This window comes from Curtobacterium sp. Csp1 (assembly GCF_013347185.1).
Window position 1 is genome coordinate 964,878 of record NZ_CP054594.1, and the last position, 17,501, is coordinate 982,378.

A 17,501-nucleotide genomic window follows, 5' to 3' on the forward strand; every position below is an offset into this window, starting at 1 on the left:
GCGCCGAAGCGCACCGATCCGCCGACGCCGCGTCGGCGGCGCTCCCTGCGGAGAGCGAGCCGAGCGGTCCCGCTCCTGCCGGCCGTCGTCCTGCTCGTCATCTTCCTGCTCGGCCCCGTCATCTCGTCGTTCTACGGGTCCTTCACCAACTCCGCGCTGACCGGCGCGAGCGCCGCGAACCAGCAGTTCGTCGGGCTGCAGAACTACGTCGAGCTCTTCCAGGACCCGGACTTCCCGAAGTCCGTCGTCCTGACGATCGTGTTCCTGCTCGCCTCGGCGGTCGTGGGCCAGAACGTCCTCGGGCTCGGCCTGGCGCTCCTCATGCGCAGCGCGAACAAGGTGGTCCGCGCGATCGTCGGCACGTTCGTCGTCGCGGCGTGGGTCCTGCCGGAGATCGTCGCCTCGTTCGCGGCGTACGCGTTCTTCAACGACACCGGCACGCTCAACACGTTCCTGGCCTCGATCGGGATCAGCGGGCCGAACTGGCTCTACACGTACCCGATGCTCGCCGTGATCCTCGCGAACATCTGGCGCGGCACCGCGTTCTCGATGCTCGTCTACTCCGCCGCCGTGCAGGAGGTCCCCGAGGAGATCACCGAGTCCGCCGAGATGGACGGCGCGGCCGGCTGGCAGCGACTCGTCTACATCACCCTGCCGGTCATCCGCCGGTCGATCTCGACGAACCTCATGCTCACGACGCTGCAGACGCTGTCGGTCTTCACGCTCATCTTCGTGATGACGGGCGGCGGCCCCGGTACGAACTCGTCGACGCTGCCGATCCTGGCGTACCAGGAGGCGTTCAAGTTCTCGCAGCTCGGCTTCGGGACCGCGATCGCGACGATCCTGCTCGTGGTCGGCGCGGTCTTCTCGATCATCTACATCAAGGCACTGAAGCCGGAGGTGGACTGACCATGGCACTCACCGCCGACCGTCCCGTGTCCGATGTCACCCGCTCGGTGACGGCCCCCGGTGCGCTGCACATGACCTCGCCGCGCGGCCGCACCATGCGCTGGGTGTCGAACGTCGTGCTGCTCGTCATCGCGGTCTGCTTCGCGGTGCCGCTGCTGTGGCTCGTGCTCGCCTCGTTCGACACGCAGGCGTCGCTGTCCGTGAAGCTCCCGACGCAGTTCACGCTCGACAACTTCACGAAGGTGCTCACGCCCGAGCTGTCGTTCATCCCGCTCGGCAACAGCCTGCTGCTCTCCGGTGGGACCGCGGTCGTCACGGTCGTCGTCGCGATCCTCGCCGCGTACCCGCTGTCCCGCTACAAGATGCGGGTCAACAAGCCGTTCCTGTACAGCATCCTGTTCGGCACCGGCCTGCCCATCACCGCGATGATGGTGCCGGTCTACGCGCTGTTCGTGTCGCTCAACCTGATCGACAACGTGTGGGGCTGCATCTTCTTCCTCGCCGCCACGAGCCTGCCGATGGCGATCTGGATGGCGAAGAACTTCATGGACTCGGTGCCGATCTCCCTCGAGGAGGCCGCCTGGACCGACGGCGCCTCGATGTTCACCACGCTGTGGCGGATCGTCATCCCGCTCATGCGCCCGGGCATCGCCGTCGTGTTCATCTTCGTGTTCATCCAGGCGTGGGGGAACTTCTTCGTCCCGTTCGTCCTGCTGCTCTCGCCCGACAAGGTGCCCGCCGCGGTGAGCATCTTCAACTTCTTCGGGCAGAACGGAGCCGTCGCGTACGGGCAGCTCGCCGCGTTCTCGATCGTCTACTCCGTGCCCGTCATCGCCCTCTACGTCCTCGTCTCGCGCGGCCTCGGCGGGGCGAACGCCCTCGCCGGCGGCATCAAGGGCTGACCGCGCCCACGCACTCCGGGCCCCGCGCCCGACCGTCCCTGCTGGAAAGGAACCACCTCCATGCACCACGACGAACCGCTCGTCGAAGCCCGCATCGCCCGTCTCGTCCGGGACCGCGTCGACCCCGCGGTGCTCCGCCGCTCGGCCCCGGTCACGATCGAGGCCTGGCAGGTGCCGGTCGAGCCCGTGCCCTTCGCCGAGGCCGTCGCCGCCGAGTACACGCCGTTCCACGTCGGTGACGCCTGGGGCGGCCGGCCGTGGGGGACGACCTGGTTCCGGGTCCGCGGCACCGTGCCGTCGGACTTCGGGGCCGACCCCGGCACGACGGTCGAGCTCCGCGTCGACCTCGGCTTCTCGAAGCGCCAGCCGGGCTTCCAGGCCGAGGGACTCGCGTGGCGACCGGACGGCACGACGATCAAGGGCATCGAGCCGCTGAACGACACCCTGCCGGTCGAGCCCGGCCCGGACGGCTCGTTCGAGCTGTACGTCGAAGCCGCCGCGAACCCGGACATCGGCGGCGACGACTTCCAGGGCGCGACCCCGCTCGGATCGCGGTCGACGGCCGGAACGGAACCGATCTACCGCCTGCGGGCACTCGAGCTCGTCGAACGCGACGACACCGTGTGGGAGCTGCAGCAGGACTTCTGGGTCCTCCGGGGCCTGATGACCGAACTGCCCACGGACGGCACCCGCGGCGCGGACGTCCTGCGCGGACTCGAACGCGCGGCGGACACCCTCGACCCCGACGACGTCGCCGGCACCGCAGCCGCCACCCGCGAGGTCCTCGCGCCCCTCCTGGCCGTCGGCGCCGCGGGCTCGGCCGGGCGCGCGATCGCCGTCGGGCACGCGCACATCGACTCCGCCTGGCTCTGGCCGGTGCGCGAGACGATCCGGAAGTGCGCGCGCACCTTCTCGAACGTGCTCGACCTGATGGACCGCGACCCGGACTTCACGTTCGCGTGCTCCTCGGCGCAGCAGTACGCCTGGATCCGCGACGGCTACCCGTCGATCTGGGAGCGCATCAAGCAGCGCGTCGCCGAGGGCCGGTGGATCCCGGTCGGCGGCATGTGGGTCGAGTCGGACACGAACCTGCCAGGCGGCGAAGCCCTCGCCCGGCAGTTCGTCGCCGGCAAGCGCCTGTTCCTCGAGGAGTTCGGCGTCGACACCCCCGAGGCCTGGCTGCCCGACTCGTTCGGCTACTCGGGCGCGCTGCCGCAGATCGTCCGCGCCGCCGGCTCGAAGTGGTTCGTCACGCAGAAGCCCTCGTGGAACGAGACGAACGTCATCCCGCACACCTCGTTCCACTGGGAGGGCATCGACGGCTCGCGCGTCCTGACGCACCTGCCCCCGGCAGACACCTACAACTCGGACGTCTCGCCCGAGGACCTGCACCGCGGGGAGCGTCAGAACAAGGAGCGGGGCGTCGCGAACACCTCCATGCTCCTCTACGGCTTCGGCGACGGCGGCGGTGGTCCCACGCGCGAGATGGTCGCCGCGGCCCGCCGGCAGCACGACCTGGACGGCTCGCCCCGGGTCGACCTCGGCACCCCGGCGCAGGTGTTCGAGGAGCTCGAGCGCGTGCTGCCGGAGCCCGCGGTGTGGTCGGGTGAGATGTACCTCGAGTTCCACCGCGGCACGTACACGTCGCAGATCCGCACGAAGCAGGGCAACCGCCGCTCCGAGCACCTGCTGCGAGAGGCCGAGCTCTGGGCCGCGACCGCCGCGGTCCGGCACGGCGCCGAGTACCCGTACGACGAGCTCGAGTCGGTCTGGCACACCGTGCTCCTGCAGCAGTTCCACGACATCCTGCCTGGTTCCTCGATCGCTTGGGTCTACGAGAACGCCGAGGCCGAGTACGCCCGGGTCGCCGAGGTGCTCGAGGAGCTCATCGGCACGGCGACGACCGCGCTCGCGAGCGGCGGGGCGACGGCGCTCGCCGGGGTCGGCGCAGCGCGGGCAGGTGCGGGCGTGGGCGCGCTGCTCGACGCTCCCACCGAGGTCGGAACGGCCGGCGGCGCTTCCGGTGGCGGCGCTGACGGTGTCGTGCGCTTCAACGCCTCGCCCGTCACCGCGGGTGGGGTGACCGCCCTGGGTGGTTCCCCGTCGTCCGCGGCGGAGGCTGTGCCCCCCGTCCGGAGCGGTGACCGTTTCGTCTTCGACACCGGCGTCGTCACGGCGACCATCGACGCAGACGGCCACGTCGTCTCGCTCGTCGAGCGTGCGACCGGACGCGACGCCGTCGCGCCGGGCGCCGTCGCCGCGCAGTACACGGTGTTCCGGGACACCCCGAACCAGTGGGAGGCGTGGGACATCGACCGCGCCTACCAGCGGAACGGGACGGTCCTGTCCGCGACGGGCGTCGAGGTCGACGGGACCACACTCGTGGTGACGCGGCCGTTCGGCTCGTCGTCGGTCACCACCCGCTACTCGGCGGTGGCGGGCCAGCCCGAGCTGCACATCGAGACCGAGGTCGAGTGGCACGAGCGGCAGAAGCTCCTCAAGCTCGCGTTCCCGCTCGACGTGCGCGCGGCCTCGGCGTCGAGCGAGATCCAGTTCGGGCACATCGACCGGCCGACCCACCAGAACACGTCGTGGGACATGGCGCGGTTCGAGACGTCGGCGCACCGGTGGGTGCACGTCGCCGAGCCGGGCTTCGGCGTCGCGGTCGCCAACGACTCGACGTACGGACACGACATCACCCGCTCCACCCGTGCCGACGGCGGCACCACGACGCTCGTGCGCGAGTCCCTGCTCCGCGCGCCGACGTTCCCGGACCCGCACGCCGACCAGGGACACCACGTGTTCCGCACGGTGCTGCGCGTCGGAGCCTCGGTGCTCGACGCGGCGGACTCCGGCTACCGGCTCAACCTGCCGGTGCGGTCGGTGCCCGGGTCGGCGACCGTCGACCCGCTCGTGACGGTGTCGTCGCCGCAGGTGTTCGTCGAGGCGGTCAAGCTCGCCGAGGACCGCTCCGGTGACGTCGTCGTGCGGCTGTACGAGGCGATGGGCGGCCGAGCGGCGGACGTCGGGGTGTCGTTCGGGTTCGACGTCGACGCCGTCGAGGCGGTGGACCTGCTCGAGCGGCCGCTCGGGTCGGGGACGTGGGAGGCGGGGGAGCCCGTCGTGCTCACGCTGCGCCCGTTCGAGATCGTCACGCTGCGGGTGCGGCGGGGCTGATCGGCGAGCCGGCCGCGCAGGACCGCGGCGCCGGGCGGGGTCGGGTGCCCCCGCCCGGCGCCGTGTTGCGTCGGGGTGCTCCCGATGCGCCTGTCCGCTGATCCGCGCTGCTCCCGGTGGGCTCTGCTCCCGATCCGCTCTGCTCCCGATCCGCTCTGGTCCCGATCCGCGCGTAGGAGGCCGATCCGCTCGTCGGGAGACGATCCGCGCAAAGGAGGTCAGAAGTTCCTGCCTGTCATGCGCGGATCGGCATCCCAGGTCGGTTGCGATGGGCTCGATCGTCACTCCTCCACACAGGCAACGGCCTGGAGGCGCGTCCACAGCCCGCCCCGTCGCTCACCGACGAGCGTCGTCAGACCGTGATCGTGGTCGGTATGGAGACACCACTCGCGATCTTCCGGGCGAGCCCGCTGCAGGACGCTGGCCGGTCCGGCGCCACGTTGCGGCGCCGGGCCGCGTCCGACGGCCCCGACCGTCTCGTCCGCGTCCGACCGAACGCGTTCGTCCGTGGGGCGGACTGGGACGCCGCCGGTCCGCGCCGGCGGTACGTCACCCGCATCTTCGCCCGCCTGGGACGACGGAGCGTCGCCGCTGTCGGCTCCCATGCTTCGGCCGTCGCCGTGCACGGACTGCCCCTGCCGGGTCCGTGGCCGGACGACGTGCACCTCACCGTCCCGAAGTCGCACTACCGGAGCGGCACCCGGGGGCTGGTCCTGCACACCAGACCGGTCCCGTCCGCGCACCTCGTCGAGCACGGCGGCGTGCGCTTCACCTCCGTCGCGAGGACCGTGGCGGACATCGCCCTGCTCGGCGACGTCCGGACGGCGGTGGTGGTCGCCGACGCTGCACTGCGCGCCGGAGTCGAGCGGGCGAGCATCGTGCAGGCGCTCGGGGGCACTGCGAAGGACCGGGGTCGTGCCGTCGCCACTCGTGCCGTCGAGCTCGCCGACCCGCGGTCGGGTTCGGCCGCCGAGTCACTGGCACGGGTCGTGTTCCGTGAGATGGGCCTGCCGAAGCCGGTGCTCCAGCAACCCTTCGTCGTCGGAGGGCGCCGGTACGAGGTCGACTTCTGGTTCCCCGAGCAGGGCGTCATCGTCGAGGTGGACGGCCGAGCGAAGTACACGCAGGAGCGGTTCCTCGCGGGCCGGACCGCCGACCAGGTGTTCATCGACGAGAAGCGCCGACACGAGGCACTGCTGACGGTGCCGGGTGTCCGACGCATCGTCCGGATCGAGTGGCGCGACCTGTGGGACCTCGACGCGCTGACGAGACGGTTCCGTGCAGCGGGCCTCCCCTGCGCGGTCCGGCCGGTGCGCAGCGCACGAGGTGTCGCCTGACGCAGCATCGGTGGGCGGAGTGAGCCCGGAGCGGTGAGGGAGCACAGCGGCGCCTGGCTAGCGTGACGCCATGGCTGTCAGGGAGATCTGGCTCGTGCGCCACGGGGAGTCGGAGGCGAACGTCGCCGCCGCCCGCGCCGAGGCCGACGGAGCAGACGTGATCGACGCGGGCCACCGGGACGCCGACGTCCCGCTGAGCCCCCTGGGGCGGGAGCAGTCACGTGCTCTCGGGCGCGAGCTCGCGGACCGCGGCGTGGACGACGTCCCGGTACGCCTCTGGGTCTCGCCGTACCTGCGCGCTCAGCAGACGATCGACCTCGCACTCCAGGCCGGCGGGTTGGACGAGCCCGGTCGGCGGGTCGACGAGCGGCTCCGCGACCGAGAGCTCGGCGTGCTCGACCTGCTCACCGCGCAGGGCGTCCGCAATCGCTACCCGGACGAGGAACACCGTCGCCAGTGGCTCGGCAAGTACTACCACCGCCCATCCGGGGGCGAATCGTGGATCGACGTCATGCTGCGCTTGCGTTCGCTGCTGCACGACGTCGACCGGCTCGACGAACCCGAACGACTGCTCGTCGCCGCGCACGACGCCGTCGTCATGCTCACCGTGGCCGTCTGTCTCGACCTGGACGAACCCGCGCTGATGTCGTTCGCGGCCGATCACACCGTGGCGAACGCCTCGCTCACACGACTCCGGCGGGACTCCCCCGGGGCCCCGTGGACGCTCGAGGAGTTCTCGGCCGTCGGGCACCTCGACGACGACGAGGTCACCGAGCACAGCGGGCGGAAGGACGACACCCGTGTCTCCTGAGTCGATCACCCCGAACGCCCTGCGTGACTGGCCGCTGCCTGAGCCCGGTGCGGGCAAGTACGGCCGTGGCCAGGTCCTGGTCATCGGCGGCGCGGCTCGGACCCCCGGGGCAGCGATGCTCTCGGCGCTCGCCGCGCTGCGTGTCGGAGCGGGACGGCTCACCCTGGCGGTGGCGGCGAGCGTGGCCGCCGAGGTGTCCGTCGCAGTCCCGGAGTCCGGGGTGCAACCACTCGACGAGGACGACGCCGGCCACATCGCCGTCGGAGCGCTGACCGCCGCCGAGGACGACGCCGGCAGCGCGGACGCGGTCCTGGTCGGCCCAGGGCTCGACGAACCGGACGGAGCCCGCGACCTCGTGGGGCGGATCGCCGCCGCGGTGGGGCCCGAGACGAACGTCGTGCTCGACGCCTTCGCGCTCGGTGTCGCAGCGGACGTCGCCGACCAGCTCGCGCCACTGCGTGGCCGCCTCGTGATGACGCCGAACAGCGGCGAGGCCGAGCGCCTCCTCGGCCGGGAGTGCGGGGACGACGACGCCGCGGACGCCCGTGCGATCGCCGAGCGGTTCGGGGCCGTCGTCGCGCTGTCCGACGTGATCGCGGCACCGGACGGCCGGGTCTGGGCGAAGGGCACCGGTGCCGGTGGCCTCGGGACGAGCGGCAGCGGCGACGTGTTGTCGGGCGTGGTGGTCGGTCTGCTGGCTCGTGGGGCGGAACCCGAGCAGGCAGCGGCATGGGCGTCGTACGTGCACGCAGCTGCCGGTGACCGTCTCGCCGTGCAGGTCGGGCCGCTCGGCTACCTGGCGAGCGAGCTGCTCACCGAGATCCCGCGCGTGCTGGTCGAACTCGGCGGCTGACCCGTCAGAACCGCCGGGCGTTCGAGCCCATCGCACCCGACATCGGAGGACGTTCCGCGCACAGGGGGCAGGAACGAACGACACCCTACGAGCGATTCGGTCTCCTACGCGCGGATCGGCCGACCTCGCGCGGATCGGTGCGGCAGCCCGGCGACCACGCACCCGGCCCCGCTCAGCCGCGCAGGGACTCGACGGCCCTGTCGATGCGGCGCTGGCGGGTCTCGGGGGCCTTCGCCTGCACGACCGGGTCGACGAGCGCCCGCTGCCGTGAGTTCGACAGGGTCTCGAAGGCGGCACGGACGCCGGCTTCCTCGAACGCCGAGGCCAGGTCGTCCGGCACCTCGACCGAGCGCGGGAGCGTGTCGACCTCGAGCGTGACCTCGACGGTGTCCCCGGCAGCCACCCCCGCGGCGGTGCGGTGCTCGGCCGACAGCGGGACGAGCGACTGGCCGCCCATGACCCCGATCGTCGACCGGTAGGTGTAGCCCCCGTCGATCGTGACCACCACGGCCGGTCGACCCCCGGCGCCGAGCGCTGCGACGACCTCCGGCGGGACGGGCAATCCCGGTGGCGGTCTTCCGCGCCTGCAGGACCGTCGTCGTGAACTGCATCCGTGCCTCCAGACCGAGGACGCGCCATCAGCGCGGACGCGCCACCGGAGCGAACAAGGGAACGAGCGAACAAGCGAACAAGCGAAACCGTACAGCCGCACCCGCTGTTCCGCCACCGTTCACCACCGCAGCACTGCTCGGAAACCGGCCCCGTCCACGATCGTCCAGAACGCGGTGCCGCCCCCACCGGCCCGCCCGAACCGCACCCGCAGCACCCCACCCCACAGCACCCGAAAGGCGCACCCCGTGCAGCACACCCGCACCCTGGCCGGCCTCGCCCTGGCCGCCGCCGCAGTCGTCACCCTCGCCGGCTGCTCGGCGACGAGCAGCGCGTCGACGTCGAGCGACACCGACTGGAAGACCGCGACGAGCGCCCAGTCCGCCGGCGGCATGGACGCCCTCGTCAAGGCCGCGAAGGCCGAGGGCAAGCTCAACGTCATCGCCCTCCCGCCGACCTGGGCGAACTACGGCAAGATCATCGACGGCTTCGAGAAGAAGTACCCCGGCATCACGATCAACTCGGCGAACCCCAACGGGTCGAGCGCCGACGAGATCGCCGCGGTGAAGTCGCAGAAGGGCCAGTCCACCGCCCCCGACGTGCTCGACCTCGGCAACGCGGTGATGCAGCAGAATCTCGGGCTGCTCACCGACTACAAGGTCGCGAACTGGTCGGACATCCCCGACACCCTCAAGGACAAGGACGGCAAGTGGACCCGTGACTACACGGGCCTGATGTCGATCGGCTACGACTCCTCGAAGATCAAGCAGGCGCCGAAGGACCTGAACGACCTGCTCGGCAGCGAGTACAAGGGGAAGGTCTCGATCGCGGGGGACCCCACGCAGGCGAACCAGGCCGCCTCCGCGGTCTACCTCGCAGCGCTCGAGAACGGCGGTTCCGCGGACGACATCACCAAGGGCGTCGAGTTCTTCGGCAAGCTCAAGCAGGCCGGCAACTTCCAGAACGTGCTGCCCTCGCAGGCGACGGTGGCCTCGGGTGAGACCCCGGTCGTCGTCCAGTGGTCGTACAACAACCTCGCGTGGGGCCCGGCGGCCGGCGCGAGCGGCAACGAGAACTGGAAGACGGTCGTGCCCGAGGGCCAGGCCCTCGGCTCGTACTACTCGCAGGCGATCAACAAGGACGCCCCGCACCCGGCGGCCGCGCGGCTCTGGCAGGAGTACATCGCCAGCCCCGAGGCGCAGAACCTGTACCTGCAGGCCGGTGCCTTCCCGTCGACCCTCGCCGCCATGGAGCAGTCCGGCAAGGTCGACAAGGACGCCCTCGAGCAGGCCGGCGGCATGCCGAAGGACTACGTCGAGCTGACGGACGCGCAGGTCACCGAGGCCGCGAAGGTCCTGGCGGCCAAGTGGTCCGCCACGATGGGGTCCTAGTCCCGTGACCACGGCACCAGCGGCGGGAGCGCGCAGCACCGGGACGCCCGGCCCGGAACCGGGAACGGTGGGCACGGCCGCCGTCACCGCGGGCCCGGCCGCCACGAGCACCGCCCCCGCCGCCGGTGCCGGCCTCGGGACCCGCACCACCACCAAGGCCGCGGCGGGCCTCCGCGCCCGCCGCGGCCCCGGCCTCGCCTGGCTCGGACTCACCCCCTTCGCCGTCTACGTCCTGCTGTTCCTCGCCGTGCCGGCCGTCATCGCGGTCAGCAGCGGGTTCTTCACGGGCGACGGCGCGTTCACGCTCGCGAACCTCGCCGCGTTCGCGGACCCGTCCGTCCTCCGTGCCTTCGGCGGCTCGTTCGGCCTGTCCGCCGTCTCCGCGGTGCTCGGCGCCGTGATCGGGGCCCTCGTCTGCTGGGCGCTCGCCGCGCTCCGACCGGACGGCCTGGTCCGCTCGATGATCGACGCCGCCGCGAGTGTCCTCGCCCAGTTCGGCGGCGTGATGCTCGCGTTCGCGTTCATCGCCACGATCGGCGTCCAGGGGCTGGTCACCACGTGGTTGGTGTCCGCGGCGGGCGTCGACCTCAACGCGAACGGTGCGTTCCTGTACACGGTCCCCGGACTCGTCCTGCCGTACGTCTACTTCCAGGTGCCCCTCATGGTCCTCACGTTCATGCCCGCCCTCGAGGGCGTCAAGACCCAGTGGGGCGAGGCCGCGGCCACGCTGGGCGCCTCCCGCGCCACGTACTGGTGCCGCATCGCCCTGCCCGTGCTCGCGCCGGCCTTCTGGGGGTCGCTGCTGCTCCTGTTCGCGAACGCGTTCTCGTCGTTCGCGACCGCCGCGGCGCTCATCTCGCAGGGCGGCATCGTCCCGCTGACGATCCGCGCGCAGCTCACGAGTGAGACGATCATCGGCCTGCAGAACGTCGCCGGGGTGCTCGCCCTCGGCATGGTGGTCGTGATGGCGGTCGTGATGGGCGCCTACTCGCTGCTCCAGCGACGGGCTGCGCGGTGGCAGCGGTGACCGCCGTCGGCACGCGTCCGTCCCGTGGTCGGGTGACCCGGCCGGGAGGCACGCCCCGCGTCCGCCGCTTCGGCGTCGCCCCGTCACGGGTCACCGCTGCGATCGTGCTCGGCGTGGTCGGCCTCGTGTTCGCCGTCCCGCTCCTCGCGCTCCTGCAGTTCACGTTCCGGCAGGGCACCGACGGGTCGCTGACGCTCGCGCACTACGCCGCGATCCTCGACCCGGCGAACGCGGGCACCTACCAGCCGGTGTTCGACGGCCTGTCCGCGTCCCTGCTCATCGCCGTCATCACGGTGGCGATCGTGCTGTTCGTCCTCCTGCCCGCGCAGGTCGTCACGGCGCTGCGGTACCCGCGGCTGCGGCGGGTGCTCGAGTTCGTCTGCCTGGTCCCGATCACGGTGCCCCTGGTCGTGCTCGTCGTCGGGTTCATCCCCGTGTACCAGGTGGTCGCGCAGCTCCTCGGCTCGGACGCGTGGACGCTGTCCTTCGCGATCGGGATCGTGGCCCTGCCGTTCGCGTTCCGCCCGATCGCGACCGCGCTGACCGCCGTCGACGTCACCACCCTGTCCGAGGCGGCCCGCTCGCTCGGTGCCTCGTGGTGGACCGTGACGTGGCGGATCCTGCTGCCGAACCTCCGCCGCGGCATCACGGCCGCGTGCTTCCTCACGATCACCGTCGTCCTCGGCGAGTACACGCTCGCCTCGTTCCTGTCCCGGACGACCTTCCAGACCGCGCTGCTGCTCGTCCAGGGGACCGACCCGTACGTCGCCGCGGTGTTCTCGCTCGCCGCACTGCTGTTCGGGTTCGTGCTGCTCGTCCTCATCGGCCGCGTCGGGACGTCCCGCCGGTCCCGCTCCAAGGAGTCCGCATGACCGTCACCGCGCCCGCCGCCCCGTCGTCCCTCGTCACCGAGGGCGCGACCGTGGAGCTCGAGGCCGTCGAGAAGCACTACGGCACGCACCGCGCCCTCGCCGGGCTGTCCCTCCGCATCGAGCCGGGGGAGTTCGTCTCGCTCCTCGGCCCGTCCGGCTGCGGCAAGACCACGGCGCTCCGGGCCCTCGCCGGGCTCGAGGCGATCGACGCCGGCGCGATCCGCATCGACGGCATCGACGTCGCGCAGACCCCGGTGAACCAGCGCGACATCGGGATGGTGTTCCAGCAGTACTCGCTGTTCCCGCACATGACCGTGCGCCAGAACGTCGCGTTCGGCCTCGAGATGCGGAAGGTCCCCGCCGCCGAGCGTCGCACCCAGGTCGTCGACGCGCTCGACATGGTGCACCTCGGCGAGTTCGCGGACCGGTACCCGCACCAGCTCTCCGGTGGCCAGCAGCAGCGCGTCGCCCTGGCCCGGGCGCTCGTCACCCGCCCCCGGGTCCTGCTGCTCGACGAGCCGCTCTCCGCCCTGGACGCCAAGGTCCGGGTGACCCTGCGCGACGAGATCCGCCGCATCCAGAGCGACCTCGGCATCACGACCGTGTTCGTCACCCACGACCAAGAGGAGGCGCTCGCCGTCTCCGACCGGATCGCGGTGATGCACGCCGGGGACGTCGAGCAGGTCGGGACGCCGGAGGAGCTGTACCGCACCCCCACCTCGGCGTTCACGGCGGACTTCGTCGGGCAGTCGAACCGGCTCCGCGGGGACCTGCGCGGCGGCGACGTGTTCGTGTACGGATTCCGCGTGCCGGCGCTCGACACCGGGGCGGTGGACGGCCCGGTGCTCGCCTACGTCCGGCCGGAGGACGTCGCCTTCGCGTCCGACGGGGTCACCGGCACCGTCGTCGCGTCGAGCTTCCTCGGGTCGATCCGGCGCACCACGGTCCGGCTCGACGACGACACCGTCGTGACCGTCCAGCACGAGGTCGGCGACCGCCGCACCGCCGGGGACGCCGTCGCGCTCCGGCTGCTCGGCGCCCCGGTCGCGACCGCCCCGATCGCGTAGCCCTCGGGGGCGCGACCCGCGCCGTCGTCCACGGGAGGCGCGTGGCGGGCCCGCACCGTGCCTCCCGTCCGGTGCGCGTCAGCGCTCGAAGCGCGCCGCCTGCTCGCCGGACAGCGCCGCGGCGACCCGCGCCCGCATGTCCGCGCTCATCGCGGGCAGCGCGTCGAGCGGTGCCCAGAACGCCTCGGTGTTCTCGCCGTCGGCCGGGGCCGGCGTGCCGGACACGTACCGGCACGTGAAGACCAGGTCGAGGTACTGCGCACGGTCCCCGTTCGGGTACGTCATCTCGGGCAGGACCTGCACCCACGCCAGGCGTTCGGCGACCGCGACGACGTCGGCCTCCTCGAGGACCTCGCGCTCGGCCGCCACCGCGGGTTCCTCGCCCGGGTCGACGATCCCGGTGACCGGGGTGTACGCCCCGGTGTCGGCACGTCGGACGACCAGGAGTTCGCGGTCGGCGCCCTCGCCACGGGTGACCACGGCGGTCACGCCGGTCAGCCAGAGCAGGTCGGTGCCGATCTTCTCGCGCAGGGACAGGACGTACTCGGGGGTGGGCATGCCCCCACGCTACCGACGAACCCTGTTGCGAACTGGTCATGACCAGTAGGGTGGGCGCGTGGAGATCATCATCCTGTCCTCGCCGGCCGAGGTCGGTCGCGTCGCCGCCGCCAAGATCGCCTCGGTCGTCGCCGAGAAGCCGTCCGCCGTCGTCGGGCTCGCCACCGGGTCGAGCCCCCAGGGGATCTACGCCGACCTGCGCCGTCGCGTGCAGGACGGGCAGGTCTCGTTCGCCCAGGCCCGCGGGTTCGCCCTCGACGAGTACGTCGGCATCCCGCTCGACCACCCCGAGTCGTACGCGTCCGTGATCGCCCGCGACGTCGTCGAGCCCCTCGGCTTCGACCCCGCGCGCGTCCGCGTGCCCGACGGCCGGGCCACCGACCTGGCCTTCGCCGCGAAGGAGTACGACGCCGCCATCCGGGCTGCCGGCGGGGTCGACGTGCAGATCCTGGGCATCGGCGCGAACGGGCACATCGGGTTCAACGAGCCGACCTCGTCGTTCGCGTCCCGCACGCGGATCAAGACGCTCGCGCCGTCCACGCGCGAGGCCAACGCGCGCTTCTTCGACTCGCTCGACGACGTCCCGACGCACTGCATGACGCAGGGGCTCGGCACCATCCTCGAGGCGCGCGAGCTCGTGCTCGTCGCGCAGGGGGCGGCGAAGGCGGACGCGGTCGCCGCGGCGGTCGAGGGGCCGCTGTCGTCGTTCGTGCCGGGGTCGGCGCTGCAGCTGCACGAGCACGCCACCGTGGTGGTCGACGAGGAAGCGGCGGCCGGCCTGCAGCTCGCCGACTACTACCGGTACACGTACAACCACAAGCCGGAGTGGCAGCGGTTCGAGTGACGCCCCGGCGCGGGCACGGGCTCCAGGCCCGGGCTCGGGTCAGCGGGCGGCGGACAGGCGCGCGAGGCCCTCGCGCAGCGTCTCCTCGGAGCAGCCGAAGTTGAGCCGGGCGTGCCCGGTGCCCTGGCGTCCGAAGTCGCGCCCGTTCGACAGCGCCACCTTCGCCTGGTCGACCAGGAGTCGAGCGGGCTCGTCGCCCCACGGCAGCGCCCGCAGGTCGAGCCACGCCAGGTAGGACGCCTGCGGCTGCCGGTACCCGGCACCGGGCAGTGCCGTCCCGAGCTCCTCGGCCAGGACCCGTCGGTTCGCGGCGAGCTCGGCCAGCAGCGACGCCAGCCAGGGTTCACCGTCGTGGAACGCCGCCACGCTCGCGGTGTAGCCGAGGATCCCGGTCCGCTCGACGACCTCGACCGGCAGGCCGTCGAACCACCCGCGGGCACGGTCCGATGCGCCGACCATGAGCGCGCACTTCGTCCCGGCGAGGTTCCAGGCCTTGCTCGCGCTCGTCAGGGCGACCCCGTGCTCGACCGCCTCGGGCCCGCAGGTCAGGAAGGGCGTGAACACCGCGTCGGCGTGGGTGAGCGGCGCGTGGATCTCGTCGGACACCACCACGGCGTCCCACTCCGCCGCGAGCCGGGCCAGCGCGACGAGTGCCTCCCGGGCGTGCACGAGGCCGAGGGGGTTGTGCGGGTTGCAGAGCAGGACCGTCCGGGCACCCGCCGCGAGCGCCGCGGCGATGCCGTCCAGGTCCATCCGCCAGCCGGCCGTCGTGTCGTACGGGTCCGGGTCGCCGGCCGGCGGGAGCAGCGGCACCTCGGTGACGGTGCCGCCGGCCTCGCGCACGTAGTCCCAGAACGGCGGGTAGACGGGCGGCATCACGACGACCTGGTCACCGGGGGCGATGACCCGGCGGAGCACCTCGACCGCCGCGACCGAGACGTCCGTCGTCGTGCGGACCAGGTCCGGGTCGACCTCCCACCCCCACCGGCGCCCGGCGAAGTCGGCGAACACCTCGGGGAGCACCCGCGTGTGCCCGACGTACCCGGTGTCCCCGTTCGTGACGGCCCGCACGAGGGCGTCCCGGACCGGCTCGGCGGGCACGGAGTCCATCTCGGCGACGAACATCGGCAGCACGTCGGCGGGGTACGCGGTGTACTTCTCGCTCGTGCGGTCGCGGTGGGCATCGAACGGCGAGACCATGACGCTCATGTGCCCAGCCTGGCACCGCGGGCACTGGTCAGGCGAACGTCGCGCCGGTCAGTTCCTCGGACAGGTCCCACACCCGCGCCGCGTCCGCCTCGCTCCGCAGCGGTCGCCAGAGCGCGTGCCGGCCCGGGGCGCCGCCGACGTTCCCGGGGCCGAGCGGACCGTGGAGCGCGCCGTCGCGGCCGGCCGGGTCGGTCGCCGCGAGCAGTGCCGGCAGACCCGCCGTGTGCGCGGTCCCGACCAGGAGGCCCCGCGCCGACAGCCACCGGATCGCCCGGACCGACGCGGTGTCCCCGGAACGGCCGAGCTCCGGACGGGCGGCGAGCAGGCTCGTCGGCGCGACGCCGGGGTGCGCGAGGTTGCTCGTCACACCCCAGCCGTGCCGGCGGCTGCGTCGGGCGAGTTCGAGCCCGAAGAGCCCGAAGGCGACCTTCGACTGCTGGTAGGCACGCATGCCGTGGTAGCTGCGCTCCCAGTTCGGGTCGTCCCAGTGCACCGAGCCGCTCCGCGCCGCGACGCTGATCTGGGAGACGACGTGGCCGCGCGCCGCGCGCAGCAGGGGGAGGAGCCCGGCGACCAGGGCGACGTGCCCGAGGTGGTTCGTGCCGAACTGCAGCTCGAAGCCGTCCTGCGTGGTCTGCCGCTCGGGCGGGGTCATCACGCCCGCGTTGCCCACGAGCAGGTCGACGGGGGTCCCCGCGTCGACCATCGAGCGGGCGAAGGCGCGCACGGAGTCGAGCGACGACAGGTCGAGCGTCCCGAGGGTCACCGAGGCACCGGGGTGCTCGCGGAGCACCTGGGCCCGCGCGGCCTCGCCCTTGGCGGTGTTCCGGACCGGCAGGACGACCGCCGCACCGGCTCCGGCGAGGGCGGTGGCGATGCCCAGGCCGATCCCGTCGCTGGCACCGGTCACCACGGCGGTCTGCCCGTCCAGGCGGGGGAGGGAGATCTCGATCGGTCGTCTCGGCACGGTGTGCTCCTCGTCGTCGGCCCCCGGTCGTCCCGGGTCGTCCCCAGCGTGCCGCGGCGCCGCCGGTCGAACCAGGACCTGTCGGACCGTGGCTCCCGGGTCCGTGTCCCGCGATGATGGGCACGTGATCGATCGACCGGGACTGGGCGCCTTCCTCCGCCGTCGCCGAGCGGCCCTGCAGCCCGCCGACGTCGGCCTGCCGCCGGGCCAGCGCCGTCGGACCGACGGCCTGCGACGCGAGGAGGTCGCGACGCTCTGCCACATGTCGGCCGACTACTACGCCCGGCTCGAGCGGGGCACCGGGCCGCACCCGTCCGAGCAGATGGTCGCCGCGATCGCGCAGGGACTGCACCTGAGCCGGGCCGAGCGGGACCACGTGTTCCGCCTGGCCGGGCACCGACCGCCGGACCACGGCGCCGGGACGGACCACGTCGGCCCGGGCATGATGCGGATCTTCGACCGGCTCGTCGACACCCCGGCCGAGGTCGTGTCGGAGCTCGGCGAGACCCTGCTGCAGACCCCCCTGGCGGCGGCGCTGTTCGGGGACGCGCGCGAGCGGCAGGGACGTGCGCGGTCGATCGGCTGGCGGTGGTTCACCGACCCGGACGCCCGCACCCTGTTCCCCCCGGAGGACCGGGACGCCACGGGGCGGCTCTACGTCTCGTCGCTCCGCGAGATCGCCGCGCGTCGGGGCCCCGGGTCGACCGCGGCCGGGTTGGCCACGGCGCTGCTCGAGCGTTCGGAGGAGTTCCGGGCGCTCTGGGACGAGCAGGAGGTCGGGCTCGTCCCGGGTTCGGTGAAGCGCTACGACCACCCCGACGTGGGGCGGCTCGAGCTGCAGTGCCAGATGCTGCTCGACCCGGAGCAGGCCCACGTGCTGCTCGTCTACACGGCGGAACCGGGGACGGTGAGCCACGAGCGGCTCCGCCTGCTGTCCGTCCTCGCACCCGCCTGAACGAGCGCCGCCC

The 17,501-nt window shown here is 72.7% G+C and carries 16 protein-coding genes; 12 read left to right on the plus strand and 4 right to left on the minus strand.

Going from position 1 to position 17,501, the window contains the following annotated elements; translation table 11 throughout:
• Window positions 1-45: 45 nt before the first annotated feature.
• The 6 genes from HUN58_RS04790 (at window position 46) to HUN58_RS04815 (ending at window position 7,989) form a co-directional block, all read left to right on the plus strand.
• Complete coding sequence (locus HUN58_RS04790; protein WP_229666868.1) at window positions 46-909, plus strand: carbohydrate ABC transporter permease; 864 nt, start codon at window positions 46-48, stop codon at window positions 907-909.
• 2 nt (window positions 910-911) lie between these two features.
• On the plus strand, window positions 912-1,811 hold the full coding sequence (locus tag HUN58_RS04795) for a carbohydrate ABC transporter permease (RefSeq protein WP_180224578.1): 900 nt from the start codon (window positions 912-914) through the stop codon (window positions 1,809-1,811).
• Window positions 1,812-1,871: 60 nt separating this feature from the next.
• A complete protein-coding gene (locus HUN58_RS04800; protein WP_180224579.1) occupies window positions 1,872-4,988 on the plus strand; it encodes a glycoside hydrolase family 38 C-terminal domain-containing protein in 3,117 nt (1,038 codons plus the stop codon).
• A gap of 374 nt (window positions 4,989-5,362) precedes the next feature.
• On the plus strand, window positions 5,363-6,325 hold the full coding sequence (locus tag HUN58_RS04805; protein ID WP_180224580.1) for a hypothetical protein: 963 nt from the start codon (window positions 5,363-5,365) through the stop codon (window positions 6,323-6,325).
• Window positions 6,326-6,395: 70 nt separating this feature from the next.
• A complete protein-coding gene (locus HUN58_RS04810) occupies window positions 6,396-7,136 on the plus strand; it encodes a histidine phosphatase family protein (RefSeq protein ID WP_114849409.1) in 741 nt (246 codons plus the stop codon).
• The gene (locus HUN58_RS04815) at window positions 7,126-7,989 is read left to right on the plus strand and encodes an NAD(P)H-hydrate dehydratase (protein ID WP_114849410.1); all 864 of its coding nucleotides are present in this window, start codon (window positions 7,126-7,128) and stop codon (window positions 7,987-7,989) included. The genes HUN58_RS04810 and HUN58_RS04815 overlap by 11 nt, the downstream gene beginning before the upstream one ends.
• Window positions 7,990-8,161: 172 nt before the next feature.
• Here the strand turns inward: HUN58_RS04815 and HUN58_RS04820 are convergent, their stop codons facing one another.
• Complete coding sequence (locus HUN58_RS04820; protein ID WP_306669548.1) at window positions 8,162-8,497, minus strand: YdeI/OmpD-associated family protein; 336 nt, start codon at window positions 8,495-8,497, stop codon at window positions 8,162-8,164.
• 349 nt (window positions 8,498-8,846) lie between these two features.
• On the opposite strand from HUN58_RS04820, the gene HUN58_RS04825 reads away from it, so the two are divergent.
• The 4 genes from HUN58_RS04825 (at window position 8,847) to HUN58_RS04840 (ending at window position 12,955) form a co-directional block, all read left to right on the plus strand.
• Window positions 8,847-9,989 (plus strand): ABC transporter substrate-binding protein, encoded by a 1,143-nt coding sequence (locus HUN58_RS04825; protein WP_180224581.1) that lies wholly within the window; start codon window positions 8,847-8,849, stop codon window positions 9,987-9,989.
• 232 nt (window positions 9,990-10,221) lie between these two features.
• A complete protein-coding gene (locus HUN58_RS04830; protein WP_254631667.1) occupies window positions 10,222-11,016 on the plus strand; it encodes an ABC transporter permease subunit in 795 nt (264 codons plus the stop codon).
• Window positions 11,017-11,048: 32 nt separating this feature from the next.
• Complete coding sequence (locus HUN58_RS04835; RefSeq protein ID WP_229666860.1) at window positions 11,049-11,888, plus strand: ABC transporter permease; 840 nt, start codon at window positions 11,049-11,051, stop codon at window positions 11,886-11,888.
• Window positions 11,885-12,955 carry an ABC transporter ATP-binding protein gene (locus HUN58_RS04840; protein WP_180224582.1) on the plus strand — a complete coding sequence of 357 codons (1,071 nt, stop codon included), beginning with the start codon at window positions 11,885-11,887 and terminating at the stop codon, window positions 12,953-12,955. The genes HUN58_RS04835 and HUN58_RS04840 overlap by 4 nt, the downstream gene beginning before the upstream one ends.
• Window positions 12,956-13,033: 78 nt before the next feature.
• Here HUN58_RS04840 and HUN58_RS04845 read toward each other — a convergent pair whose 3' ends face one another.
• Window positions 13,034-13,513, minus strand: coding sequence for an NUDIX domain-containing protein (locus HUN58_RS04845; RefSeq protein ID WP_114849416.1), 480 nt, complete (start codon window positions 13,511-13,513; stop codon window positions 13,034-13,036).
• Between the two features lie 58 nt (window positions 13,514-13,571).
• Here HUN58_RS04845 and nagB point away from each other — a divergent pair, with 58 nt between their 5' ends.
• Complete coding sequence (gene nagB, locus HUN58_RS04850; RefSeq protein WP_114849417.1) at window positions 13,572-14,357, plus strand: glucosamine-6-phosphate deaminase; 786 nt, start codon at window positions 13,572-13,574, stop codon at window positions 14,355-14,357.
• Between the two features lie 39 nt (window positions 14,358-14,396).
• On the opposite strand, the gene HUN58_RS04855 is transcribed toward nagB, so the two are convergent.
• Window positions 14,397-15,566, minus strand: coding sequence for a MalY/PatB family protein (locus HUN58_RS04855; RefSeq protein WP_114849418.1), 1,170 nt, complete (start codon window positions 15,564-15,566; stop codon window positions 14,397-14,399).
• Window positions 15,567-15,594: 28 nt separating this feature from the next.
• Complete coding sequence (locus HUN58_RS04860) at window positions 15,595-16,533, minus strand: SDR family oxidoreductase (protein ID WP_114849419.1); 939 nt, start codon at window positions 16,531-16,533, stop codon at window positions 15,595-15,597.
• A gap of 124 nt (window positions 16,534-16,657) precedes the next feature.
• Between HUN58_RS04860 and HUN58_RS04865 the strand changes: the two genes are divergently transcribed.
• On the plus strand, window positions 16,658-17,488 hold the full coding sequence (locus HUN58_RS04865) for a helix-turn-helix transcriptional regulator (RefSeq protein ID WP_114849420.1): 831 nt from the start codon (window positions 16,658-16,660) through the stop codon (window positions 17,486-17,488).
• The last annotated feature ends 13 nt before the right edge of the window (window positions 17,489-17,501 follow it).